This window comes from Sporosarcina ureae (genome assembly GCF_029267015.1).
Taxonomy (GTDB): domain Bacteria; phylum Bacillota; class Bacilli; order Bacillales_A; family Planococcaceae; genus Sporosarcina; species Sporosarcina ureae_D.
Window position 1 is genome coordinate 71,495 of sequence record NZ_JARIEA010000086.1, and the last position, 23,716, is coordinate 95,210.

The 23,716-nt window shown below is 41.7% G+C and carries 23 protein-coding genes; 18 read left to right on the forward strand and 5 right to left on the reverse strand.

The genetic code is table 11. The annotated features are described in order from the left end of the window. Positions 1–6: 6 nt before the first annotated feature. Entirely contained in the window at positions 7–1,191 is a 1,185-nt protein-coding gene (locus Q7P97_RS15430) for a MalY/PatB family protein (protein ID WP_303970473.1), read from the forward strand. Positions 1,192–1,247: 56 nt separating this feature from the next. Here the strand turns inward: Q7P97_RS15430 and Q7P97_RS15435 are convergent, their stop codons facing one another. Both Q7P97_RS15435 and nfsA read right to left on the reverse strand, forming a co-directional pair. Then, positions 1,248–2,429, reverse strand: coding sequence for a class I SAM-dependent methyltransferase (locus tag Q7P97_RS15435; protein ID WP_303970476.1), 1,182 nt, complete (start codon positions 2,427–2,429; stop codon positions 1,248–1,250). A 22-nt stretch (positions 2,430–2,451) separates the two neighbouring features. Beyond that, positions 2,452–3,183, reverse strand: a complete 732-nt coding sequence (gene nfsA / locus Q7P97_RS15440; RefSeq protein WP_099624819.1) for an oxygen-insensitive NADPH nitroreductase — start codon at positions 3,181–3,183, stop codon at positions 2,452–2,454. Positions 3,184–3,426: 243 nt separating this feature from the next. Between nfsA and Q7P97_RS15445 the strand changes: the two genes are divergently transcribed. From Q7P97_RS15445 to Q7P97_RS15505, 13 genes are all read left to right on the forward strand, one after another. Next, positions 3,427–4,128, forward strand: a complete 702-nt coding sequence (locus tag Q7P97_RS15445; protein ID WP_303970481.1) for a VOC family protein — start codon at positions 3,427–3,429, stop codon at positions 4,126–4,128. Positions 4,129–4,179: 51 nt separating this feature from the next. After that, the gene (gene hflX / locus Q7P97_RS15450) at positions 4,180–5,448 is read left to right on the forward strand and encodes a GTPase HflX (protein ID WP_303970484.1); all 1,269 of its coding nucleotides are present in this window, start codon (positions 4,180–4,182) and stop codon (positions 5,446–5,448) included. A 6-nt stretch (positions 5,449–5,454) separates the two neighbouring features. After that, positions 5,455–5,721 (forward strand): hypothetical protein, encoded by a 267-nt coding sequence (locus tag Q7P97_RS15455; protein ID WP_303970487.1) that lies wholly within the window; start codon positions 5,455–5,457, stop codon positions 5,719–5,721. A 30-nt stretch (positions 5,722–5,751) separates the two neighbouring features. Further along, a complete protein-coding gene (locus Q7P97_RS15460) occupies positions 5,752–6,615 on the forward strand; it encodes a DUF6612 family protein (RefSeq protein ID WP_303970490.1) in 864 nt (287 codons plus the stop codon). 231 nt (positions 6,616–6,846) lie between these two features. Next, positions 6,847–7,797, forward strand: coding sequence for an ABC transporter permease (locus Q7P97_RS15465; protein WP_303970493.1), 951 nt, complete (start codon positions 6,847–6,849; stop codon positions 7,795–7,797). Beyond that, on the forward strand, positions 7,790–8,740 hold the full coding sequence (locus Q7P97_RS15470; RefSeq protein ID WP_303970495.1) for an iron chelate uptake ABC transporter family permease subunit: 951 nt from the start codon (positions 7,790–7,792) through the stop codon (positions 8,738–8,740). Before Q7P97_RS15465 ends, Q7P97_RS15470 begins: the two co-directional genes overlap by 8 nt. Beyond that, on the forward strand, positions 8,737–9,498 hold the full coding sequence (locus Q7P97_RS15475; protein WP_303970497.1) for an iron ABC transporter ATP-binding protein: 762 nt from the start codon (positions 8,737–8,739) through the stop codon (positions 9,496–9,498). The genes Q7P97_RS15470 and Q7P97_RS15475 overlap by 4 nt, the downstream gene beginning before the upstream one ends. 32 nt (positions 9,499–9,530) lie before the next feature. Further along, positions 9,531–10,493 carry a siderophore ABC transporter substrate-binding protein gene (locus Q7P97_RS15480; RefSeq protein ID WP_303970500.1) on the forward strand — a complete coding sequence of 321 codons (963 nt, stop codon included), beginning with the start codon at positions 9,531–9,533 and terminating at the stop codon, positions 10,491–10,493. A 375-nt stretch (positions 10,494–10,868) separates the two neighbouring features. Next, on the forward strand, positions 10,869–12,011 hold the full coding sequence (locus Q7P97_RS15485; protein ID WP_199173036.1) for an MFS transporter: 1,143 nt from the start codon (positions 10,869–10,871) through the stop codon (positions 12,009–12,011). A gap of 108 nt (positions 12,012–12,119) precedes the next feature. Continuing rightward, the gene (locus Q7P97_RS15490) at positions 12,120–12,782 is read left to right on the forward strand and encodes a uracil-DNA glycosylase (protein ID WP_303970503.1); all 663 of its coding nucleotides are present in this window, start codon (positions 12,120–12,122) and stop codon (positions 12,780–12,782) included. Positions 12,783–12,802: 20 nt separating this feature from the next. Next, a complete protein-coding gene (locus Q7P97_RS15495) occupies positions 12,803–14,539 on the forward strand; it encodes an ABC transporter ATP-binding protein (RefSeq protein ID WP_303970506.1) in 1,737 nt (578 codons plus the stop codon). A gap of 21 nt (positions 14,540–14,560) precedes the next feature. Next, positions 14,561–15,157: a DNA-3-methyladenine glycosylase gene (locus Q7P97_RS15500; RefSeq protein ID WP_303970508.1), complete on the forward strand. Its 597-nt coding sequence runs from the start codon at positions 14,561–14,563 to the stop codon at positions 15,155–15,157. A 51-nt stretch (positions 15,158–15,208) separates the two neighbouring features. Beyond that, positions 15,209–16,258: a YkvI family membrane protein gene (locus Q7P97_RS15505; protein WP_303970511.1), complete on the forward strand. Its 1,050-nt coding sequence runs from the start codon at positions 15,209–15,211 to the stop codon at positions 16,256–16,258. A gap of 39 nt (positions 16,259–16,297) precedes the next feature. Here the strand turns inward: Q7P97_RS15505 and hmpA are convergent, their stop codons facing one another. Further along, entirely contained in the window at positions 16,298–17,509 is a 1,212-nt protein-coding gene (gene hmpA, locus Q7P97_RS15510) for an NO-inducible flavohemoprotein (RefSeq protein WP_369684302.1), read from the reverse strand. A gap of 190 nt (positions 17,510–17,699) precedes the next feature. Between hmpA and Q7P97_RS15515 the strand changes: the two genes are divergently transcribed. Together Q7P97_RS15515 and Q7P97_RS15520 are read left to right on the forward strand one after the other, a co-directional pair. Beyond that, a complete protein-coding gene (locus Q7P97_RS15515) occupies positions 17,700–18,155 on the forward strand; it encodes an RrF2 family transcriptional regulator (protein WP_303970516.1) in 456 nt (151 codons plus the stop codon). A gap of 44 nt (positions 18,156–18,199) precedes the next feature. Further along, on the forward strand, positions 18,200–19,126 hold the full coding sequence (locus Q7P97_RS15520; protein ID WP_303970518.1) for a manganese-dependent inorganic pyrophosphatase: 927 nt from the start codon (positions 18,200–18,202) through the stop codon (positions 19,124–19,126). A gap of 50 nt (positions 19,127–19,176) precedes the next feature. On the opposite strand, the gene Q7P97_RS15525 is transcribed toward Q7P97_RS15520, so the two are convergent. Further along, complete coding sequence (locus Q7P97_RS15525; protein WP_303970520.1) at positions 19,177–20,556, reverse strand: FAD-dependent oxidoreductase; 1,380 nt, start codon at positions 20,554–20,556, stop codon at positions 19,177–19,179. A 98-nt stretch (positions 20,557–20,654) separates the two neighbouring features. On the opposite strand from Q7P97_RS15525, the gene Q7P97_RS15530 reads away from it, so the two are divergent. Further along, entirely contained in the window at positions 20,655–21,365 is a 711-nt protein-coding gene (locus Q7P97_RS15530) for a DsbA family oxidoreductase (protein ID WP_303970522.1), read from the forward strand. A gap of 178 nt (positions 21,366–21,543) precedes the next feature. On the opposite strand, the gene Q7P97_RS15535 is transcribed toward Q7P97_RS15530, so the two are convergent. Continuing rightward, positions 21,544–22,083, reverse strand: a complete 540-nt coding sequence (locus Q7P97_RS15535; protein WP_303970523.1) for a YceI family protein — start codon at positions 22,081–22,083, stop codon at positions 21,544–21,546. Positions 22,084–22,249: 166 nt separating this feature from the next. Between Q7P97_RS15535 and murB the strand changes: the two genes are divergently transcribed. Next, on the forward strand, positions 22,250–23,170 hold the full coding sequence (gene murB / locus Q7P97_RS15540) for a UDP-N-acetylmuramate dehydrogenase (protein ID WP_303970525.1): 921 nt from the start codon (positions 22,250–22,252) through the stop codon (positions 23,168–23,170). Positions 23,171–23,716: the final 546 nt, after the last annotated feature.

Sequence of the window (23,716 nt, forward strand, 5' to 3'; positions counted from 1 at the left end):
TTCTACATGAATAAAGAAGAATTTTTGCAACGCTATGCAATTGATCGAAAAGGTACGAACTCCTTGAAATGGGACAAGCTTGAGGAACGTTTCGGTGATGCGGATTTACTTGCAGCATGGGTAGCGGATATGGAATTTAAAGCACCAGAAGAAGTAATAGATGCGATGAAAGAAAAAGTCGACTTTGGAGTATTTGGCTATACATATGCGCCGGATTCTTATTATGACGCATTTATTAAGTGGGAGCGCGAGCAACACGGATATGAAGTGAAGCAGGAATGGATGCGCTTCTCCACTGGTGTCGTTACTGCGTTATACTGGTTCGTCAATGCATTTACAAAACCTGAAGATGCCGTGATCATCCTGTCGCCAGTTTATTACCCGTTTGCGAACGCAGTGAAAGATACTGGTCGTACTCTGATCAGTAGCGAACTTGTCAATTCAAATGGTGTCTATACGATCGACTTTGAAGACTTTGAAAAGCAAATAGTAGATCATGAAGTGAAGTTATTCATTCATTGTACACCGCATAATCCTGTTGGCCGTGTATGGACGGCTGAGGAAGCGGAACAACTGTTGTCTATTTGTGATAAGCATGACGTGCTAGTTGTATCGGATGAAATCCATCATGATATGACGTTTGACGATCATAAACATATACCATCTGCCATTGTCGCAGACGGTAAATTCTCTGAACGTGTCATAACTGTTACGGCTGCGTCGAAAACATTCAACTTGGCAGGTTTATTGACATCCCAGATTATTATTGAAAACGAAGTGTTATTGAAGCAATTCGATACGTTCGTGAAATCCGTAAATCAGACTGAAGTAAATATGCTTGGCATGACCGCTGCAGAGGCAGCATATAATCATGGCGCAGACTGGCTAGAAGGTTTGCGCGAAGTTGTCCAGGCGAATGCACGCTATGCAGTGGAACAATTTACTGCACATGCGCCTAAATTAGTAATTACTCCACTTGAAGGTACGTACTTACTATGGATTGATTTGCGCGCATATATCGAGCCGGATGGTGTGAAAGAATTCGTCCAAGATACATGTAGATTGGCGATCGATTACGGAGAGTGGTTCGGAGAAAACTCCAAAGGATTTATCCGTTTGAATCTTGGTACAGAACCGCACTATATCGAGAAGGCTGTCGACACTATTATCGAGCATTTACCACAGCTATAAGAATATAAAAAGGGTCGCTACATCGTCAGTGAGACGTTGTGGCGATCCTTTTTTTCTTAGATTTCTGAAGGTAGAAATCCGAGCAGTGGTTTTAATTCTTTCTCAAGAAATGGCTTTGCCTGTAGCATATTTCTAAACGACTTATAGCGTGTGATTTGCTCAGAACTCGGTTGCTTGTCGTTTCGATAGGCGCGAATCAATATGTTTTTTGGTGTATGTTCCATATCGATGAATTCAACAAGCTGGGCTTCATAACCGACTAAAGTTAACAGTTCGGCACGAATCGAATCAGTTGCAAGTGCAGCAAAACGTTCTTTCACTAGACCGTGTTGCAACATGACATCCAGTGCAGGAGCTTGGACTTGTGAAAATAGCTCATGTTGACAACAAGGAACGGATAGAATAACCGAAGCGCCCCAGTTAACGGCTTTTGCCAATGCCATATCAGTTGCTACATCACATGCGTGGAGTGTCACGACCATGTCGACTGCCGTATCCCCATCGTATTCATTGATGTCGCCTACTAAGAATTCGAGCTGATCATAGTGCAGATCACGTGCAATTTCCTGACACTCTTCAATGACTTCTTTTTTTAAGTCCAATCCCGTGACCTGAATATCAAGTCCTTTTTCAATTCGCAAGTAGTGATACAATGCGAACGTCAAATAAGATTTACCTGATCCGAAGTCTAAGATACGAATAGGGCGGTCCTTTGGTAAATGCGATAGGGTATCGTCAATCAGTTCAACAAAACGATTGATTTGACGAAACTTATCGTGTTTTTGATTTTTGACTTTACCTTCTGGCGTTTGGACACCAAGGCGGATAAGGAATGGGTATGGAGTTCCTTCATGTAAAGCATAATTCTTTGTCCGATTATGTGCATAATCAACGGTCTTTTCCGTGTTTAGGAAAATGCGTTTGATGGATACTTTCATTTTTTTAGAAATCTGAATCTGCATCGTTTCATCGGATAGATCAATATGAAACTGTTTGAAGTTTTCCAACGCATCTTGAAGCGGCTTTGCCACATCTTCAAGTGCTATATTTTCGTGTTTTAGAACACGTTCATGTTGATATTCAAATTGAATATAAAATGCACCTTTTAATTCAAGTGGTTTTAACTTAATTCTCTTTACATCATTGGATTTCATTCGTGGTCGACTAATGGTCGCGCGGATGAATGTTCCATCTGTCATGCGTCGCTGGAGTAATTCCAGCACGTCATCTACTGACATTGTTTGACACTCCTGTCTGGGTTCAGTTCAATAGGAATCCTTGCTTTTGCAAGAATGCTTGCAGTTCGGCTCTTCTCGGTGCTTCAAGGAAGTCTGCCATTTCCTTTGTCCATGTAGTTTCACGTTGATTGGAGTCACGGGTAGCATAGTATTCTTTCATGATTTCATCATATGCTGGTAATAGATCGTTGTATTTTTCCTCATTATACGTATTTTCATGTAAGACCGCTTCTACAGGCAACCGTGGTTTGACACCATTGGATTCGTTTGGAACACCAATCGACAAGCCAAATAACGGTACAACACCTTTAGGTAGTTCCAGTACTTCCGAAATTTCTTCCATAGCGTTACGCACACCGCCGATATAGCAAATACCATATCCTTTTGATTCAGCTGCGATGACGACGTTTTGCGAGAATAGACCCACGTCAATTGCGCCTACCAATACATTCTCTGCTACGGTATAGTCAATCTCCTGACCATGTAAGCGAGCTGCGTGAGACAATCGGTTATAGTCCATGCAAAAGACCAATACGGCACCTGCTGTATAGAATTGGCGGCGGTTCTTAGAAAGCTCCGCTAGTTGACCACGCTTTTCAGTGTCGGTTACATACATGACGGTACAAGCTTGCACAAAGTGAGAACTTGCCGCGTGCTGACCTGCCTTAATTAGTTCCATTACTGTTTCTCTTGAGATCGGTTCATCTTTGTAACGTCGAACTGATGAGTGAGACTTTAATAAATCGATTACCATACAATCCCTCCGCATTCGTTTTTATCAGGTCAAAACTTCCTGAAACTCTTCTTTTATCCTACACCATTCTGATCTTTCGGGAAACACTGAAGCTTAATTTGACTGTCTTATATGGTGATTCCTAGTATGAAATTTCCACGTTCTAATAAAAACTTTAGTTATGTAAAAGTCAGACAATCCCGGTTGGGGCGAAAGGTTTGTTAAGATAGAAGGAAATCATCTACCAAGGAGGGTATGTTCAGTATGAAACTTGACCATATTGTCTATTTTACTCGTGATGACGTTAAAAACGTAGTCATAGAACAACATGAAAAAGGCAATCAGGCAATAGTGGGCGGACAGCATGAGAACTGGGGAACCGCCAATGCATTATTGTATACCGAAAATGTATATATTGAATGGCTTACAGTAGAAGATGCGGAAAAAGCGCAAGTAGCAGCAGCCGACCAACCACTTATTGCACAATACTTTCATGATCAGCAACAAGGAGACGGCTGGGCGACTGTATGCTTCTCAGTTGAAGATATGGAACAATGGAAGAAGGAACTAGACAACAAAGGTTTCACAACAACTAAGATTCTTCATGCTTCTCGAAAAACAGAAGAGGGAACAGTGCTTCATTGGAAGATGCTCTTTATAGAACAAAGTGTATCAAATGAATTACCCTACCCATTCTTTATTGAATGGAAAGAATCAGAAACACAACGACAGACCCGCCTTGAAAAAACAGGTGCACGTACAGCGACTCATACTCAACAGAGAATTTCAGAATGTATTTTCCATGTAGAAGATCCATTGCGCGAGACAGCGGAGTGGGCAGTGTTATTGTCAAAGAAAGTTGGAGATACACATGACATTCAATTCGGAGATGTTTTATTGCGCTTTGTAGAAAAACAAGACACGGTACAACGCTTGGCGGGTATTCGTTTCTTATCGAACGATTAGGCAACAGAACGAAGGGTAAACTATATGTAAAGACGTCGGAGGGATGCTAGCATGGATGTGTTAATAGAAAAAGCCGTAATTGTCGGCGTGCACGAACAAAAGGACTTGCATTTTGAATATGCAATGGAAGAGTTGAAGAACTTAGCTGAAGCAATAGAAGTAGAAGTCGTAGGCGAAGTGTCACAAAATCTGGAACGAAAAAATCCATCCACTTATATTGGAAAAGGAAAGATTGATGAAATCCGTGACACTTATGAAGAAGCAGAAGCGAATTTACTCATATTCAATGATGAATTATCTCCTTCCCAGTTGCGAAATCTCGAAAGAGAACTAGAATGTAAAATCATCGACCGTACGATGCTTATATTGGATATTTTTGCGAGACGCGCACGTAATCGAGAAGCACAAATGCAAGTTGAATTGGCACAACTACAATATACCTTGCCCCGACTTGTTGGACTTCGTGCATCACTCAGTAGACAAGGTGGCGGTACGGGAGGTGGCTTGCAGAATAAAGGGGCCGGTGAAACAAAGCTTGAGCTCGATCGCCGGAAGATTGAAGATCAGATTGCTAAACTTCGACGGGAACTTGAGCATGTAAGTGACCAACGTGAAACGCAACGAAAACAACGAGTAAGAAGTGGCATACCTGTCGTATCTATCGTGGGTTATACAAATGCAGGGAAATCGACGTTGATGAATCGCTTATTGCAATATACGGATGTCGATGAATCCAAAGAAGTTAGTGAAAGGGATATGTTGTTCGCAACGCTTGAAACCGCAGTTAGAAAGATCAAGCTCTCTGATAAAAAGGAATTCATTTTGACGGATACAGTAGGATTCGTTTCCAAACTCCCACACCATCTCGTCCAAGCGTTCCGTTCGACGCTAGAAGAAGCTAAGAATGCAGACTTATTATTGCATGTCGTGGATGTTTCCGATGAAGAACATGGCCATATGATGGATGTAACCAATGAAACCTTAGAAGATATAGGCGTGAAAAGTATTCCTACCATCAATATCTATAATAAATCGGACTTGGCGGAAATTTCCTATCCACGCATAAAAGATCAAAGTATTTGGATGTCTGCAGGCGAAAATAAAGGCATCCCTGAATTGTTGACATTGATTCAGCAAAATTTATTCCGTCAATATGTCACATGCAAGCTAATGATTCCATATGATCGTGGCGAAATCGTCGCACATCTTAATGAAAATGCCTCGATTAAAGATACTGCATACGAAGAAGAAGGAACTGTTATGACAGTAGAGATGCCACAAAGTGAATGTGAACGACTGAAAGAATTCGTTCTGAAGTAAATGTAATTGAAGAAAGGCAAAAAAGAGCTGCACGCGCAATGCGTGCAGCTAAAACCTTTTATCTTTATAAGAAGAGAAAGGGGGTGGGATGCTTCTAGTTTGCCCGATTGCCAAAAATCTAAACCTTGCGATGAAAAATGTGATGAAATACTTAGAATACTCGTTTATATGGCCCAAGAATTTAACATGGTCCATTTGGGAGAAAGGATACAAATCGGTAAAAATTGGTTGAACTATGAACCCTTTTCTTTAATCAACCGTACAACTACTTAAGAACAGCATATCAAAGGAGCGATAAATTCTATGAAAAAATGGACAACGATTCTAACAGCAGGAACGCTAGCGTTTGTATTGAGTGCTTGTGGTCAAACTGCTGAGCCGAAAGAAGATCCAATGACAGGTGAAAAAGAAGAAGTAGTTGTAAAAAGCGAACTAACAGCTGGTGAAGTAATTGAAAAGGCAAATGCCGCTTCAGAAACTCAACATAGTCTGCATTCCGACATGGAAATTAAGCAGAAGATTCAAATGGGAGAAGGTACGCATGATGTTGACTCAACACTTAGTATGGACATGATCTTAGAACCGTTGGCTATGCATCAAACGGTCAATACGCAATTAGCGGGTGAAGAAGTAGCTGTAGAACAGTTCATTACAGAAGACGGTTTCTTCATGAAAGACCCTCAATCGGGGAGTTGGATGAAGTTCGAAGATGATATGTACGAACAAATCATGGGACAAATTGCGGGTGCTCAAGAATCACCTGTCGATTTCTCTATGTATGAAGAATATGCAGATGATTTTACATTTGAACAGACGAATGATGAATATGTATTAACATTGAAAGGCTCCGGTGAAAAATTCACATCGCTTATGAATGATATGATGAAACAAAACATGCCAGCAGGAGCAGAGGAATCCTTATTGGAAGAATCAGATATGAAAGTGGAAAAAGTTGATATGAAAATCACACTCGATAAAAAGACATTCTTCACAAAAGACTTCGATATGGATATGATCATGGTATTTGAACAGCAAGGGGAACAGGCTAAAATCACACAGAATATTAAAGGGACTATGACAAAAATCAATGAAATTGAAGAAATCAAAGTACCTAAGGAAATACTTGATAGTGCAGTAGATATGAGTGACATGATGAATCAGCAGTAAAAAAATCGTTTTCCGTATTATACGGAAAACGATTTTTTACTGCTTAAAGCAATGCATGAAACAAAATATAGTGTTGAAGACTCATTGTTTGGATTCTATAAAAAGTAATGATAATGATTTTCAGTTGGCGGTTGACATCATATGCTAAACACGTTAATGTTGATCATGAGCGAATGATAATCATTTTCATTTAAGTGATAAAAGCTCAAATATTCGATATCGAGGTTCTTCATGAAGAAACGTTACTTAATTACAGCGGTTATACTTCTATCATTCGTTTCGCTGTTTGTTGGCGCAAGCCGAATTACCCCAGCGGACTTATTAGACTGGCGCTCAGAAGAAACAGAGATTTTCTTAATTAGCCGAGTTCCACGATTAGTCGCGATATTGCTTGCAGGTGCCGGAATGAGTATCGCCGGTTTGATCATGCAACAACTCAGCCGAAATAAATTCGTTTCCCCAACTACGGCAGGCACATTAGACGCGACCAAGCTTGGAATATTAGTATCCATGTTGATATTTACTAACGCAACATTACTAGAAAAAATGGCGGTCTCATTCACATTCGCCTTACTTGGTACATTCTTGTTCATGCAAATTCTGGACCGTATTAAATTTAAAGATGCGATATTCATTCCGCTTGTTGGATTGATGTTCGGTAACATCTTATCTTCCATTACCACATTCTTTGCATTTAAGGCTAACGTGATTCAGAATATGTCTGCTTGGCTTCAAGGAGACTTTTCCATGATCATGAAAGGTCGTTATGAGCTTTTATACATCAGTGTTCCTGTGTTAATCATTACATATTTATATGCGAATCGATTTACAGTGGCGGGAATGGGGGAAGATTTTGCCAAGAACTTAGGACTGGCTTACAAGAGTATAGTCAATATTGGCTTAGTTCTAGTTGCATTGATTACGACAACTGTAGTATTGACAGTAGGACTGATTCCGTTCTTAGGATTAATCATCCCGAACATCGTCTCCATCTTTAAAGGAGATCATCTACAAAAGACGTTGCCACATACCGCATTACTAGGCGCGGTTTTCCTTCTTATCTGTGACATTCTGGGCAGGGTTATTATATTCCCGTATGAGATCTCGATCAGTTTAATGGTCGGTGTCATTGGAAGTGCAATCTTCCTGTTCTTGTTGTTTAGGGGGAAAGCTTATGCGTAACAGAACGAAGTTACTAATTTTACTAGCATTTTCATTGGTGTTTTGTGGATTATATTTATTCCATGACTTGAACGGCAGCTATGACTACGCGCTTCCTAGAAGAGCAATTAAAGTAGTCGCGATGGTTTTGACAGGCGTCGCAGTGGCATATTCCACCGTTATTTTTCAGACGATTACGCATAACCGTATCCTGACACCGAGTATTATGGGATTGGATTCATTGTATATCCTTCTGCAAACCGTTCTAATATTCTTTTTTGGATCAACGTCATTCGTACTGATTAATCAGCAATTCAACTTCATGCTATCGGTTGGAGCGATGGTATTGTTCGCTTTGCTGCTCTATCACTTTTTATTCGGCAGAGGAAACCGTCCAATCTACTTCTTGTTGTTGGTCGGTATTATAGTCGGTACATTCTTTGGAAGTATTTCTACATTCCTGCAAGTGATGATTGACCCGAATGAATTCTTGCGCGTGCAAGATAAGATGTTTGCGAGTTTTAACAATATTAACGGGGATCTCGTCTGGTGGGCATTTGCCATACTGGTTATAACGTTGATTATCGGTTGGCGCTATATTAATGAACTTGATGTCTTATCATTGGGTCGCGATACCGCGATAAACCTCGGTGTGCCGTATCAGAAAGTCGTCAAACTAATGCTGATACTGTCGGCCGTGTTAATCGCGGTATCCACAGCACTCGTAGGACCGATTACATTCTTCGGATTAATCGTCGCCAACTTGTCGTATCAATTCTTCAAAACATTTAAGCATTCGACCTTAATCGCGGGTGCTGCATTGATGAGTATCATTGCATTAGTCGGTGGTCAGTGGATCGTCGAGCGCATCTTCTCTTTCTCGACCACACTGAGTGTAATCATTAACTTTGTCGGTGGCATGTACTTTATTTACTTATTATTAAAGGAGAGTCGATCCTCATGATTCAAGTTCGTGAGCTAACGAAATTTTATGGCAAAAAAGCAGTCGTCGAAAAGGTCAGTGTAAATATACATCGTGGGAAAATTACATCATTCATTGGACCAAACGGGGCTGGTAAATCTACTCTTCTTTCAATGGTAAGTCGATTAATGGATGCTGACACGGGCGAAGTATTGCTTGATAAACATAAGGTAAAAGAAATGAAATCCAATGACTTTGCTAAGCGCGTTGCGATATTAAAGCAATCCAACTTCATGAATGTTAAGTTGACAATCCGTGAACTCGTCGCATTCGGTCGTTTCCCGCACTGTAAGGGCCGTTTGCAAGATGAAGATGAGCGGATGGTCGATCAGGCACTTGAATATATGGGCTTGATTGACATGCAAGAAGCTTATTTGGATGAATTATCCGGTGGACAGCGTCAACGAGCTTTCATTGCAATGACAATTGCACAAGATACGGATTATATTTTATTGGATGAGCCACTAAATAACTTGGATATGAAACATTCTGTACAGATTATGAAAATCTTGCGTCAGCTCGTTGATGATTTAGGGAAAACAGTAGTCATCGTCTTGCATGACATCAACTTTGCGTCCGTCTATTCAGACCGTATCGTTGCATTAAAGAATGGTAAAGTCGTCAAGGACGGTTTAACCAACGATATTATTACATCAGAATCATTACGTGAGATCTACGATATGGATATTCCGATTCAACAAATGAAGAATTGCCGTATTTGCGTCTACTTTAACTCGTAAAATTAAATCGAAAAGTGAGGACTACATTTAACATGAAAAAACTTACACTCTCTCTATTTGCACTAATCTTAATGCTTGCACTAGCTGCTTGTGGCGGTGCCAAAGAAGAAGAAAAACCTGCAGACAACGCAACACCAGAAGATAAGCCGGCTGAAGAAAGCACGGAAGTAACAATTGAGCATGAACTTGGCGAAACAACACTTGAGAAAAACCCTGAAAAAGTGGTAGTATTCGACTTTGGAACTTTGGATACATTAGATGAGCTTGGAGTTGAAGTAGCAGGTCTTCCACAATCAAACGTACCTGGATACCTATCTAAGTATGAAGATGAAAAGTATGAAAACCTTGGTAGTTTGAAAGAGCCTGACTTTGAAGCAATTAATGCAATGAAGCCAGATGTAATTTTCATCTCTGGTCGTCAAACAGACTTGTACGATCAGTTGTCTGAAATCGCACCAACTATCTATATGGGTGTTGACACATCTAACTACATGGAATCATTCAAAGAAAACATGGGCAAAATTGCTGAAATCTTCGACAAAGAAGATGAAATGAACACTGAATTAGCAGACGTAGACGCAAGTATTGAAGAAATCAAGTCTAAAACTGAAGGCGTAGACAGCAAAGCGTTGATCGTCTTGGCGACTGAAGGAAAAGTAAGTGCATACGGTCCAAGCTCACGTTTCGGACTAGTTCACGACGTATTCGGTTTTGAACCGGCTGATGAGAAAATTGAAGTTTCTACACATGGACAAAATATTACATTTGAATATATCTTAGAAACAAACCCAGATATTCTCTTTGTGATTGACCGTGACGCAGCAATTGGTAACGGTGCAACAGCAAAAGACTCTGTTGAAAATGATCTAGTGAAGAAAACAAACGCATTCAAGAACGACAAAATGGTTTATTTGAATGGTGAATACTGGTACCTATCTGGTGGCGGACTTCAATCAATCAAAGAAATGATCAAAGAAGTAGAAGCTGGACTATAAGAATGAAGGAAATCCCGGGAGACTTAGTCTTTCGGGTTTTTTCATTTTTGTGTTGCAAATAGATGTAGCATGCTCAATGAACTGGCTTGAACGCTCTATCGGACCTCGTGACTGCTCTATTAGGCTTCGTAAGCGCTCATAGCGACGCTGCGAGTGCTCTATTGGCCTTCGCAACCGCTGTATAAGCCCACATAAATGCTCATAGCCCCAATCTCCCCAATCGGCTTCTCGAAAAAACTAGTCAAATACAAAGATGAAATGCTATAATGACACATGTAAAGACACCCAAAGATTACATAATGGAAAGGTAGAAGACAGGTGAAGAAGAAAGAGATTTCAAGAAATAAATTATTAGGCATCGCCGGTACAGGGTGGATGTTCGATGCGATGGATGTTGGAATTTTATCCTTCATCATTGCTGCGCTCGCTGTAGAATGGAATTTAACGTCAACGGAGATGGGATGGATTGGCAGTGTGAACTCAATCGGTATGGCCATCGGGGCATTTGGCTTCGGTTTATTAGCCGATCGGATTGGACGAAAACATGTATTCATGCTGACGCTGGTGTTGTTTTCCGTAGCGAGTGGCTTATCCGCGCTGACGACGACTCTATGGGCGTTCTTGGCATTACGTTTCTTAGTCGGAGCAGGATTAGGCGGGGAACTTCCAGTCGCATCGACGCTTGTGTCAGAGAGTGTTTCGGCGAAAGAGCGTGGACGAGTAGTCGTTCTGTTGGAAAGTTTTTGGGCAGCTGGTTGGCTTATTGCTGCGTTGATCGCATATTTTGTAATCCCTGCATTCGGTTGGCGTGTCGCATTGATCATCACGGCTTTGCCTGCTTTTTATGCAATTTATCTACGCCGAAATTTACCGGATTCCAAAAAGTTTGAAGAAGAAGGTAAAACGACAGAAACGACAGGTCATAAACTTAAACAATTACTTGCTCCGGCATTCAGGAAACGAACGATTATGTTGTGGATCGTTTGGTTTGCTGTTGTCTTCTCATATTACGGTATGTTCCTATGGTTACCGAGTGTCATGGTGATCAAAGGTTTTAGTCTGATCAAAAGCTTTGGCTATGTACTACTCATGACATTGGCACAGCTTCCTGGTTATTTCAGTGCCGCATGGCTAATCGAGCGTATGGGACGTAAGTTTGTTCTGGCTACGTATTTATTTGGAACGGCAATCAGTGCGCTTGCTTTCGGCAATGCGGAGACATTGACTACATTGATGCTAGCTGGTGCTTTTCTATCCTTCTTCAACTTAGGTGCGTGGGGAGCACTCTATGCTTATTCTCCGGAACAATACCCTACAGCCATTCGAGCTACGGGGTCTGGAGTCGCTGCGGCTATTGGACGCGTAGGAGGCATTTTCGGACCGCTTCTTGTCGGCTCGTTGTTAGCAGCAGGCTATGGGTTCGGAATCATCTTTGGCATTTTCTGTGCAGCCATTATGGTAGGAGTGCTAGCTGTGATATTCCTTGGAACAGAAACGAAACAAACCGAATTGACATAGTATAAAGTAAGCCGTTTCCATTTAACATAAATGGGAGCGGTTTTTTCAATGGTTAACATTTTTGATTCCACACAGAAACCTTTATAATTACATAAAGGAGTGGATACGATGTTTCGCATACCAGATGAAATGGTGCGTATAGCTTTAGAACGTAGCGAAGGATTTCCGGTAGAAGGCTTTGTCCGTGGAGAAGGTCCGAAATCACCTACACTCTTATTGATCGGAGAGGCGCCAGGAGAACAGGAAGCAATACACGGTGTTCCGTTCGTTGGACGTGCAGGCGATGAGCTGATGAAGTCACTTTCATCCATTGGTTTAACACGTGAAGACGTTTATATGACTAGCTCATTTCGAAGCAGACCATATAAATGGGGGACGAAGAAAGAACGGGATGGGACGTTAACGGAACGTAAATATAATCGTCCACCGACACAAAAAGAGCAATTGGCCCATGCGCTTGTACTTGATTTTGAAGTAGAGAACCTTCAGCCTAAGCTCATTGTGACACTTGGTAATATCGGTTTGCAGCGAATGCTTGGAAAACATGCGAAGGTCACAGCCTTGCATGGACAAGTTCTTACGCAACCTGTTCAATATTTGGCGACATTAGAAGATAAACAATATAGTTTAACGGAGGAGTCCTACACGATATTACCGACATTCCATCCAGCCTCCGTATTTTATCGCCCATCTCTTAGACCCGAACTTGAAGCCGATTGGCAGCGTATCGGTGAGTATCTTCAAGGGCTTACGCAACATCCATTTGAATAAGGTAGAAAAGAGGGTGCATCATGCGTGCTCAAGCAAAACCAAAAGGATCCATTAAAAACTTTATGAGTTTAGTTAAAATGTTACATTGGCCAATAGCCGTGACGGTTTTCGCTTTGATACTGTCTCTAGTTGAAACGGCTGCAGGACTGGCTGTTCCGTTAATTACTAAAGATTTAGTGGACTCTTTCACAAGTGAATTACTAAATTGGAAAACGGGTATCTTCTTACTCGTCTTATTTGTAGTGCAAGCAATCGCCGGAGGATTTTCCTACTATATGCTTGCCTATATAGGTGAGACGGTAGTTGCGGACTTGCGTAATCAATTATGGCAAAAAGTGCTCCGGTTGCCTGTACCGTACTTTGATCAAAATGAAACGGGAGAAACAATGAGTCGTATCACACAAGATACCACTGTATTAAAATCCCTTGTCTCAGAGCATCTAGTATCGTTTATCTCGGGTATGATCTCCATTATCGGAGCGATCGTTATTCTATTGGTACTAGACTGGAAAATGACAGTTATTATGTTAGTCAGTATACCAATCAGTATGGCTATTCTGTATCCGCTTGGGCGGTTAATGCATAAAGTTGCAAAAGCGACACAAGCTGAAATGGCGAAGTTTTCCGGCCATCTCGGACGTGTGCTTGGAGATATACGTTTAGTAAAAGCGTATCGCGCAGAACCTGCTGAAGGTGAAAAAGGAAAAATTGCCATTCAGTCTTTGTTTCGATATGGGCTGAAAGAAGCAAAAATCCAAGCAGTAATTTCGCCTATTATGATGTTGACTATGATGGGTATCCTAGTAGTGATTCTTGGATATGGCGGAGCCCAAGTCGCAAAAGGCGCATTATCGGCTGGAACGCTCGTCGCGATTATATTCTTGTTATTTCAGATTATCGTACCATTTGCACAAATGGCCCAGTTTTTCACTTCATTCCAAAAAGCAGTAGGTGCAACGGAGCGAATTCAAGGGATTTTGCGAATGGATTCAGAGTCTGCAGAAGGTGACAGTATAACGAAAACAGAAGAAGCCATTACGTTTTCAAATGTTCATTTTTCATATGAAGAGGGAAAGAACGTAGTGAACGGAATTTCATTCAATGCTGAGCCAGGCACTGTAACGGCATTTGTCGGACCAAGTGGTGGCGGGAAGACGACGATCTTTTCACTGGTAGAAAGATTTTATCAACCTACATCTGGGGAAATACGAGTTGGAGAAAATTCGATCGATACTATTCCTTTATCCGATTGGCGAAAACGCATAGGCTACGTCTCACAAGAAAGCCCGTTACTCAGCGGAACCATTCTCGATAATATTGCATATGGTCTTGAAGAAAGACCACCTGTCGAACAAGTTATTGAAGCTGCAAAAGCAGCCAATGCTTATACTTTCATAAAAGATATGCCTGATCAATTCGATACCATGGTAGGGGAGCGTGGCATGAAGCTCTCTGGGGGGCAGCGCCAGCGAATTGCGATTGCACGTGCGTTACTGCATAATCCTAAGATTTTATTATTGGATGAAGCTACATCCAATTTAGATAGTGGTTCGGAAACGCATGTTCAAGAAGCGTTACGTCACTTAATGTACGGTAGGACAACTCTCCTTATTGCGCATCGGTTAGCAACGGTGCTGCATGCAGATCAAATATTGTTTTTAGAGAATGGCCAGATCACCGGTAGAGGAAATCATACAGAACTATTACACACACATGATCTCTATCGTGAATTTGCAACAGGACAAGGCTTGGCATAGGAAGTGAAAGGAGAAGATAGTATGTATGAACCGATAGATTCATCGTTCTTTGATGCTCCCGTATTAGAGCTTGCTCGCAATTTAGTCGGCCAATATATTGTCCATGAACAACCCGAAGGACTATCAGTAGTCAGGATTGTGGAAACAGAAGCGTATCATGGGGCCGAAGACCGTGCTGCGCATAGTTACGGTAACCGTAGAACGAAACGTACGGAAGTCATGTTCGGTGAGCCGGGATCCGTCTATACATATCAGATGCATACCCATGTACTGATGAATGTCGTGAGCGCAAAAGAAGGCACACCTCATGCGGTCTTATTACGTGCAGGTGAGCCGATAGAGGGAGTAAGTCATATGCAGGCAAGGCGCGGCATACACATTAAGAAAGTGACGGATCTTACAAATGGGCCAGGCAAGCTTTCCAAAGCGCTTGGAGTGACGATGTCATACTATGGGCATCATTGGACGCAGAAGCCTCTCTATATCGCAGAGGGCTTACCTCAAAGTGAGATAGAAGCTGGGCCACGAGTAGGGATTGGGAATACAGGAGAAGCTGTACATTATCCTTGGCGTTTTTACGAAAAAGACAATCCGTTCGTCTCGAAATATAGAAAATAGGCTAACGAACATTTTACATGTATCTAGCTACAGAGAAGAATAGGGGAAATCATGAAGAAATTATTAAAAATGGGCAGTGCTTTTATTGGAATTGTTGTAGGAGCAGGATTTGCTTCTGGCAATGAAATCATGACGTATTTTACGAGCTTCGGCTATTTAGGCATGATTGGCGCAGTAATTTGTACGGCACTGTTCGCGTATTTAGGAATGACATTAACACGCCTTGGAAGTAGAATGCAGACACCATCGCATAAAGACGCAATCTACAAAATCAGCGGACGTTATTTAGGCGTCATCGTGGATGGCATTATTATCTTCACGCTATTTGGCGTCGGAGTGGTGATGCTTGCAGGTGCTGGCGCCAATTTACACCAGCAATTCGGCTTGCCGACGTATGTAGGTAGTTTACTAATGATAGTATTAGTGTTCTTGACGGTATTATTAAACGTAGATAAGGTAGTTGCAATAATCGGTAGTGTCACACCGCTTTTAATTATTGCAGTAGTCGCTGTATCTGTTTATAGTATCGTCACGATGGATACAACGTTCGCTGTTCTTGACCCTATTGCAAAAGCCTTGCCGACGACATTGCCTAACTGGTTTATATCTGCAATTAATTATGTATCGTTTAATATTGCGCTAGGAGCACCGATGGCGATTGTCATGGGAAGTGCGGAGAAAAATGAAAAAACAGCAGCGTGGGGAGGATTTGCAGGTGGCTTAGGATTGGGTATTTTAATTCTGTTAAGTCACTTGGCGATCTTCTCGCAAATAGAAAACGTAGCAGGGGCAGAATTGCCGATGCTTGCGGTTATTAATAATATTTCACCGATCTTTGCTGTTTTCATGGCGTGTATTTTGTACGGCATGATCTTCAATACAGCAGTTAGTATGTTCTATGCATTTGGTGCTCGATTCATCAAAAGCGGCACGCTAAAGTTTAAAGTGTTTGTAGCATTATCCCTAGTAGTTGGCTATGTACTTAGCTTTTTTGGATTTACTAAATTGGTCAGTACGCTATATCCGGTCGTTGGCTATTTAGGTTTGTTTTTAGTAGCAGCACTCATCACGGCTTCGTTCCGTATGCCAAATAAAATATAAAAACACCCTCGTGAATTGATTCACGAGGGTGTTTTGCGCTTATACTGATTGTAATTGAAGTGCTACAGCTGGACCGAAGAACTCGAAGTGAATTTTCTCTTCTGGTACACCCATTGCGTGAAGCTGCTGAAGAACGAACTCCATGAAGCCAGTAGGTCCACATACGTAAACATCACTGCCCGCAATGACGTTTTCTTCAAGGAACTCACGAGTGAACATGCCGTCCCCCTCTTCTGAATAAAGAGCTTTGTACGTAGAGTTTGGCAATTTTGCATTTAATTGCTCTAGTTTATTCGCAAATGCTTGTTGGCTGCGTGTACGTGCAGAATGCAAGAATGCCACTTCACGTTCAGGAGACAAGTCTGCAATCGTTGAATACATAGCTTTCATAGGTGTAATACCTACACCACCGCTGATTAATGTAACTGGAGCTGTACCTGTTGGATCCAAGAAGAAATCACCTGCTGGTGCACTGACTTCAACAATGTCGCCAACGCTTGCATGATCATGCAAGTAGCAAGATACTACGCCGTTTGGTGATAATGTATCTTCGCGTTTAACCGAGATACGGAATGTCTCATCGTTTGATTTTTGAGACAAACTATATTGACGATTAACAATATTTTTCGCGCCTGGGATTTCCATGCGGATTGTAATGTATTGTCCTGGTAAATAGTATGGTAATTTTTTGCCATCAACAGGCTTTAAGTAAAATGAAGTAATGACATCACTTTCTTCTACTTTGTCGACGATTTCGAAGTCTTTAAATAATGCCCATCCGCCGTCAGCTTTTTCTGTATTCTCGTACATATCTTTTTCTACACCGATGAATGCGCCAGCGATTACACCGTAAGCGGCTTCCCATGCATCCATAATTTCAGGAGTCGCTGCATCGCCAAGTACTTCTTTAATGGCTTTTAATAGATACTCTCCGACAATTGGATAATGTTCTGGCAAGATTCCAAGTGATACGTGCTTGTGAGCGATTTGTACAACAACCGGTAGAATTGCTTCTAGGTTATCGATATGTTGCGCTGCTGCGTATACTGTGTTTGCAAGAGCAGTCTGCTGACGTCCTTGAGACTGATTAGCGTGGTTGAATATATCTAGTAATTCTGGATGAGCTACAAACATATTTTTGTAAAACACTGTAGTAATAGCTGTTCCGTGTTCCTCTAGTACTGGTACTGTGGATTTGATAACGTCGATAGTTTTTTGATCTAACATTGATAAAGCACAACCTCTCCGTATTTGATATCTCTATCATAAATCATTTACGTTTTAAAAGCTATATATTAAATACATGTTTAAAAAGAAAGTGTGAAGGTTGTCACATTCTATTCAAAAAGTAACCATGCTTCCACTTATAACCTTCAGCGTAAATCGATGATTTTTCAATCGGAAATGCTATAATGAAGGAAGAGCAGAAAGTGGTGATATTATGCGTTTGACAATGTATACAGATTATTCGCTGCGTGTTCTGATTTTTTTAGCTACTAAGAAACCGGGTGAATTATCCACTGTTCAAGAAATATCGGATGCTTATCAGATCTCGAAAAATCACCTCACCAAAATAGTCCATGAATTAGGGAAGCTGGAATTGATCGAAACTATTCGCGGTCGTGGTGGCGGAATCCGTCTCAGTGTAGAACCGATTAGTATCAATGTAGGAGAATTGGTTCGTAAAACAGAAGACGACTTTCATTTAGTCGAATGTTTTGATCCAAATAAAAACATGTGCGTATTGTCCCAGGCCTGCCGGCTAAGGGGTGTATTATATGAAGCACTCCAAGCTTATTTTGCCGTACTCGATCGCTACACGATTGCAGACTTCCTTCATAATAAAGACGAAATACAATCTTTACTATTTCCCACTAGTCAATCAGAATTAGTGTGATAGAATATAGTTAGTAAACATAGTGAAATAGGAGGAATTAAAAAATGTCAAAAGTTTTGGTTATTGGACATAAAAACCCGGATACGGATTCTATCGCATCTGCGATTACGTATGCATATCTCAAACAACAAATTGGTGTGGATGCAGAAGCTGTACGTCTAGGGAATATCACGAAAGAAACAGCGTACGCTCTTGAGACTTTCGGTTTTGAAGCCCCACGTCTAATTGAAAAAGCGGCAACTGAAACATCCCAAGTCATCTTAGTCGACCACAATGAAAAGCAGCAAAGTGTGGATGACTTGGATGATGTACAAGTGTTGGAAGTGATCGATCATCACCGCATTGCGAATTTCCAGACAAATGATCCGCTCTATTACCGTGCCGAACCAGTAGGCTGTACAGCAACGATTTTGAATAAATTATTCAAAGAACATGGCGTTGAAATACCGAAAAATATTGCTGGTTTAATGCTTTCCGCTATTGTGTCGGATTCATTGCTGTTCAAATCACCAACGTTTACAGCTCAAGATCAGGCAGCAGCTGAAGAACTTGCCGCTATTGCAGAAGTAGATGCGGCTGTATATGGTTTAGACATGTTAAAAGCAGGGGCGGACTTGAGTTCAGTGCCAGTAAGAGATTTGGCTAACTTAGATGCAAAAGAATTTGTTTTCGGCGATGTGAAAATGGAAATCGCACAAGTAAACGCAGTGGACTTGCAAGATATCCTTGGACGTCAAGATGAACTAGAAGTTGTATTAAATGAAGTGATCGAACAAAAGGGATTGGATTTATTCCTGTTTGTTGTGACTGACATCATTAATAGTGACTCGGTTATCATTGCGCTTGGAAAAGAAGCGGAACGTGCAGGGTCTGCGTTTAATGTAGATTTCAACAATAATTCTGCATTATTAAGAGGAATCGTTTCACGCAAGAAACAAATTGTTCCTGTATTGACTGAAGCACTTTCATAATCAGTAGACTGTCACAGAGAATCGGTAACTCGATTTCTGTGACAGTTTTTTTATCCTAAATCTAATGGTTGGGTGGCAGGCCCTTCCAAGACGGTTCCATCTGCACGGAACCGTGAACCGTGACAAGGACAGTCCCATGTTTGATCTCCTTTATTCCATCGGGTGCGGCAACCCATATGCGTACAGATCGGAGAGTCGGTTCGGGCGATATGTCCACCAGCAAATTCTTTTACAGTACGGCCGCCTAATAATAAGCCACGATTGAACAATGAACCAAAATCGCTTCTGCCTGGAGAAAACAATTCACTTGCGGCATTCGATCGTCCGACAATTGCATCCGAAATGATTTCTGCACAGGCCAAAGAGTTGGATAGTCCCCATTTCCGATAGCCCGTACTAATATAAACGTCTGGAGAAGACGTTGAAATGGCTCCTGCATAAGGTATTAAATCGGGGGTAGATGGATCCTGTGCCGACCATTTGTAGACAATATCAGGATGTCCCAAAGTCGTTTTTATATCCTCGGTCAAGCTATCATAATGTAATTGCGTTTCTTTTTCTGAACCGGCAGGATGCGATTGCGCACATAGCAACAAATACGATTGATCATCAATCGTAGCGGTTCGTATGGAGCGTTTCGGCTCGTCCACTGCTATATATTGATGGTCAAATGGCGTTTCGGTTTTTGCTGCAGCGATATAGGATCGCTCCACGTCCAGTTTGAGAATTTGCATGCCTTCTAGAGCTTCAATAGGGTAATGAGAGCAGATGACGAGCTGACGGTAACCGACTATTTTAGATGAAGAGAGCTTGACGAAATGACGATCGGTATCCAAAGCAGCGACTTGTGCATGTTCAAATATTCGTGCTCCTTCTTTCACAGCAAGTTCCGCTAGTTGTTGACCGAAACGAACGGGATGTATTTGCGCTTCGTCTTCGACTAGTAATGTGTGAGCAGTTTCGAATGGCAAGTAGGATGCATTTCCTGCAAGAACAAATGGAATTCCAATCGCTTCGTAAGCTTTTTTTTCCGCAAGTAATCGTTCTGTGCCCTCAGCCGATTGAGAATAAAGTGCTGAATGGGCAGCTTGCAATTGGTCTGCTTCAGAAATGGAGCGTGCGAAATCAAGAGCTTGTTCATTCACATTGAAATATCGTTTAGCACTATCCACATCAAATTGTTCAATCATATCCGCATACACCAAATCGTGTTGGGCGGTTAATTTGCCTGTAGAGTTTCCTGTTGCGCCGTGCAGCAAGTTGTTCTTCTCTAGCAACACCACGTCTTTTCCTTGTTTAGCTAAAAAGTAAGCATTCGCTATTCCACTTAAACCACCTCCGATGATCAACACTTCACATGTTAAATCATCTTCTACTGTTGGATAACTAGAATTCGGATAAGCAGTAGCAAGCCATAATGATTCATTCATTTAGACACCTCATTCTTTAAATTTACATAACGTAAGCATTAACATTGTTGCCAACTTTACTTGAATCTAAAATAGAAGATAGAAAGGTGGGGCAAAAAATGAAAATTGAAGTATGGTCGGATTATGTTTGTCCATTTTGTTATATTGGTAAAAGACGTTTGGAGTATGCCTTAAAACAGTCGGGACTTGACGAAAAAGCGGAGGTTATATTCAAGGCATATCAATTGGATCCAAGTACACCTATCGATTCTGGCCAATCGATAGTGGATGGATTAGCCGTTAAATTTAATGTCAGTAAACAAGAAGCAGAAAACATGATGAAGAATATAGAAGAGCAAGCAAAAACAGTGGATCTTCATTATCAAGTGGATAAAATGAAAACATCCAATACATTCGATGCACATCGCCTTGCGAAATTCGCAGAAAAGCACGGACTCGAGAAGGAAGTAACAGAGCGGCTAATGCATAGCTACTTCGTAGAAGGGGAGAGCATCGATACGGAGCCAGTACTCGTAGCGATCGCCACAGAGGCTGGATTGGATGTAGAGAAAACCAAGGCGATGCTTCATAGTAATGACTTCTCTAACGAAGTGAAACGCGATATTGAAGAAGCGCAGGAAGTTGGAGTTAAAGGCGTACCGTTCTTTGTTATTAATAGGAAGTATGCTATAAGCGGCGCACAGCCCACAGAAGCATTTGTCGAAGCGTTAGAAAAGATTGCCGAAGAAGAAGGAATTACGAAACCAACGTTACAAGTACTAGGCGCGGATCATGGCGGTCAATGTGACGACGATTCTTGTGATATCTAACTTTCTTGAAAAGTAGATAATCTAAAAGGGTATAGTTTACATTCGTGGAGGATGTATTTCATTTACGATTAACTAGCACCTTATCCCAAGGTAGTGAGTCCACACTATAATGAAAGAAAAGCTTGAAGATATACTCAGAAAAGTTCTCGAGTTGTCTTCAAGCTTTTAAAGCAGTGACCTATTCGGGTTGCTGCTGTTTTATATTTTCTTCATCTTTAGAAACTACAATCGTCATTTGAATATCAATTACATCGCCGACCATGACACCACCAGCTTCGATTGCGCGATTCCACATTAAACCGAAGTCTTTTCTTTTGATTTCACCCTCGACAAGATAAGTAGCGCCGAATATGGTGACTTCTTTGGGAGTGATATAGAATACTGCCCGCTTCGTCGTGTTTTTAACAGTGAGGTCACCGGACATTTGATACTTGCCGTCTGTGTCGTTGTAAATGGAACGAGAAGTGAAAGTCATTTGTGGAAAGATTTGTGCATCAAAAAAGTCTTTCGAGCATAAATGTAGATCACGGTCTCTATTCTTCGTCTGGATTGAAGGGACAATTACTTGAAAATTAATCTTGCTCTTTGTTAGATCCGCTATATTCCCTTGTAATTCACCTGAAAACTCTTCAAACGTTCCCGTTACAGTGGATACCATCATATGTGGAACTGAAAAGCCGACAGTGGACGCTATGCGATCTACTTTCCATCTATTCACTTTCACTCCTCCTTATGGATATTTAGTTAGCTAAACTGTAATTGAAATAACTTTGAAAGTCAAAATGAAATACCTTGTCAAAAAGGCCGATTGCAAGCATACTAATAGATGGATAAGATTGTTTCCGTAAAATTGGAGACACGTATACTGAAAGGACTTGATGTAGGTGTCAAAACATCGATGGTTTGAAGAACTTCAAAAGAAAATACAAAGCGGTTGGTTGTTACTTGATGAACCACTAAACAAATATACGAAAACACGCCTAGGCGGTAAAGCGGATGTCGTTGCCGCGCCTGGCACAATAGAAGAAGTGCAAGCGGTTGTTAGCTATGCTTACGATCACAATATACCGATTTTATTGCTAGGGAACGGTTCGAATATGGTCGTTCGTGACGGCGGTGTACGAGGAATTGTCATGTATATGGCGAACTTCAATCATATAAATATTGAAGGTAATAGAATGATAGCGGAAGCTGGTGCTGACATTATTGAAGCCTCTAGGGAAGCGGCAAAAGCCTGCTTAACGGGTCTAGAGTTTGCGTGTGGAATACCGGGGTCAATCGGTGGTGCCATGGCAATGAACGCAGGTGCATACGGTGGAGAAATCAAAGACATTATTCTTCAAGCAACCGTAATGGACAGCACAGGAAAGATTTTTGTGCTTTCAAAAGACGAGTTGGAACTAGGGTATCGCAAAAGTATCATTACTACAGAAGGTTATTATGTTTTATCAGCAGAGTTCGTACTCGCTCAAGGTGAGCAAAAAGATATCGATTCTGTGGTGGCGGACTTAACGTTCCAGCGTGAGTCGAAACAACCTCTCGAATATCCTTCAGCGGGTAGTGTGTTCAAACGACCACCGGGCTACTTCGCTGGGAAGTTGATCCAGGATAGTGGATTGCAAGGTAAAGGGTTTGGTGGAGCGGAAGTGTCTACTAAGCATGCGGGATTCATCGTGAATAAGAAAGACGCTACGGCGTCGGATTATATTCGGACGATTGAGATGGTGAAAGCGGAAGTGAAGAAGAATTTCGGGATTGATCTGGAGATGGAAGTGAAGATCGTCGGGGAAGAGCTTTCGGAATAATAAGGGTTGCACGTGCTGTCCAAGATGTCAGGGCTTTACTGACTTCTTAGGACAGCTTTTTTACGTTGGGAATTGGTAGGGAAAGGTGCTATTGATAGGCTGGCGATGGGGGAGGGTAGGGGGATTTGCGCTCTAGGCGGACGCGTTCTGGAGGGGACGCGGTGAGCCGACTGTTCGCTACGCTCTCTTAGTCGTCTCACCTGTCGTCCTGATCCTCCAAGAGTCGCCGCCTGCCGCTCCAATCCCTTGCAATATGAGTGGATAATACTTTTTGTTGCGCATTAAAGTAAGTGTTGTAATAGATTTTGAACTTCAATACTTGAATCTTAATAAGTGAAGACAAAACAATAATTCACACACTTTCTACAGAAAGTGATCCCGGTACTCGCACTATCAACGTAGGATGGAAGCGGAAGTTGGGGGCGACTCCCGATGGATCAGCCCGATCAGGTGAGACAACCAAAAAGGAGCACAGCGACTTGGTTGGCTCACCGCGGGCCCATGGGAAAGCGTCCCCCAACTGGAGCTTCCATCCCGAACCACTCA

Bases quoted from the DNA above. Each gene is read 5' to 3' on its own strand.
- Q7P97_RS15430 (WP_303970473.1), top strand. From the start codon at position 7: ATGAATAAAGAAGAATTTTTGCAACGCTATGCAATTGATCGAAAAGGT.
- Q7P97_RS15435 (WP_303970476.1), bottom strand. From the start codon at position 2,429: ATGTCAGTAGATGACGTGCTGGAATTACTCCAGCGACGCATGACAGAT.
- nfsA (WP_099624819.1), bottom strand. From the start codon at position 3,183: ATGGTAATCGATTTATTAAAGTCTCACTCATCAGTTCGACGTTACAAA.
- Q7P97_RS15445 (WP_303970481.1), top strand. From the start codon at position 3,427: ATGAAACTTGACCATATTGTCTATTTTACTCGTGATGACGTTAAAAAC.
- hflX (WP_303970484.1), top strand. From the start codon at position 4,180: ATGGATGTGTTAATAGAAAAAGCCGTAATTGTCGGCGTGCACGAACAA.
- Q7P97_RS15460 (WP_303970490.1), top strand. From the start codon at position 5,752: ATGAAAAAATGGACAACGATTCTAACAGCAGGAACGCTAGCGTTTGTA.
- Q7P97_RS15465 (WP_303970493.1), top strand. From the start codon at position 6,847: ATGAAGAAACGTTACTTAATTACAGCGGTTATACTTCTATCATTCGTT.
- Q7P97_RS15470 (WP_303970495.1), top strand. From the start codon at position 7,790: ATGCGTAACAGAACGAAGTTACTAATTTTACTAGCATTTTCATTGGTG.
- Q7P97_RS15475 (WP_303970497.1), top strand. From the start codon at position 8,737: ATGATTCAAGTTCGTGAGCTAACGAAATTTTATGGCAAAAAAGCAGTC.
- Q7P97_RS15480 (WP_303970500.1), top strand. From the start codon at position 9,531: ATGAAAAAACTTACACTCTCTCTATTTGCACTAATCTTAATGCTTGCA.
- Q7P97_RS15485 (WP_199173036.1), top strand. From the start codon at position 10,869: ATGTTCGATGCGATGGATGTTGGAATTTTATCCTTCATCATTGCTGCG.
- Q7P97_RS15490 (WP_303970503.1), top strand. From the start codon at position 12,120: ATGTTTCGCATACCAGATGAAATGGTGCGTATAGCTTTAGAACGTAGC.
- Q7P97_RS15495 (WP_303970506.1), top strand. From the start codon at position 12,803: ATGCGTGCTCAAGCAAAACCAAAAGGATCCATTAAAAACTTTATGAGT.
- Q7P97_RS15500 (WP_303970508.1), top strand. From the start codon at position 14,561: ATGTATGAACCGATAGATTCATCGTTCTTTGATGCTCCCGTATTAGAG.
- Q7P97_RS15505 (WP_303970511.1), top strand. From the start codon at position 15,209: ATGAAGAAATTATTAAAAATGGGCAGTGCTTTTATTGGAATTGTTGTA.
- Q7P97_RS15515 (WP_303970516.1), top strand. From the start codon at position 17,700: ATGCGTTTGACAATGTATACAGATTATTCGCTGCGTGTTCTGATTTTT.
- Q7P97_RS15520 (WP_303970518.1), top strand. From the start codon at position 18,200: ATGTCAAAAGTTTTGGTTATTGGACATAAAAACCCGGATACGGATTCT.
- Q7P97_RS15525 (WP_303970520.1), bottom strand. From the start codon at position 20,556: ATGAATGAATCATTATGGCTTGCTACTGCTTATCCGAATTCTAGTTAT.
- Q7P97_RS15530 (WP_303970522.1), top strand. From the start codon at position 20,655: ATGAAAATTGAAGTATGGTCGGATTATGTTTGTCCATTTTGTTATATT.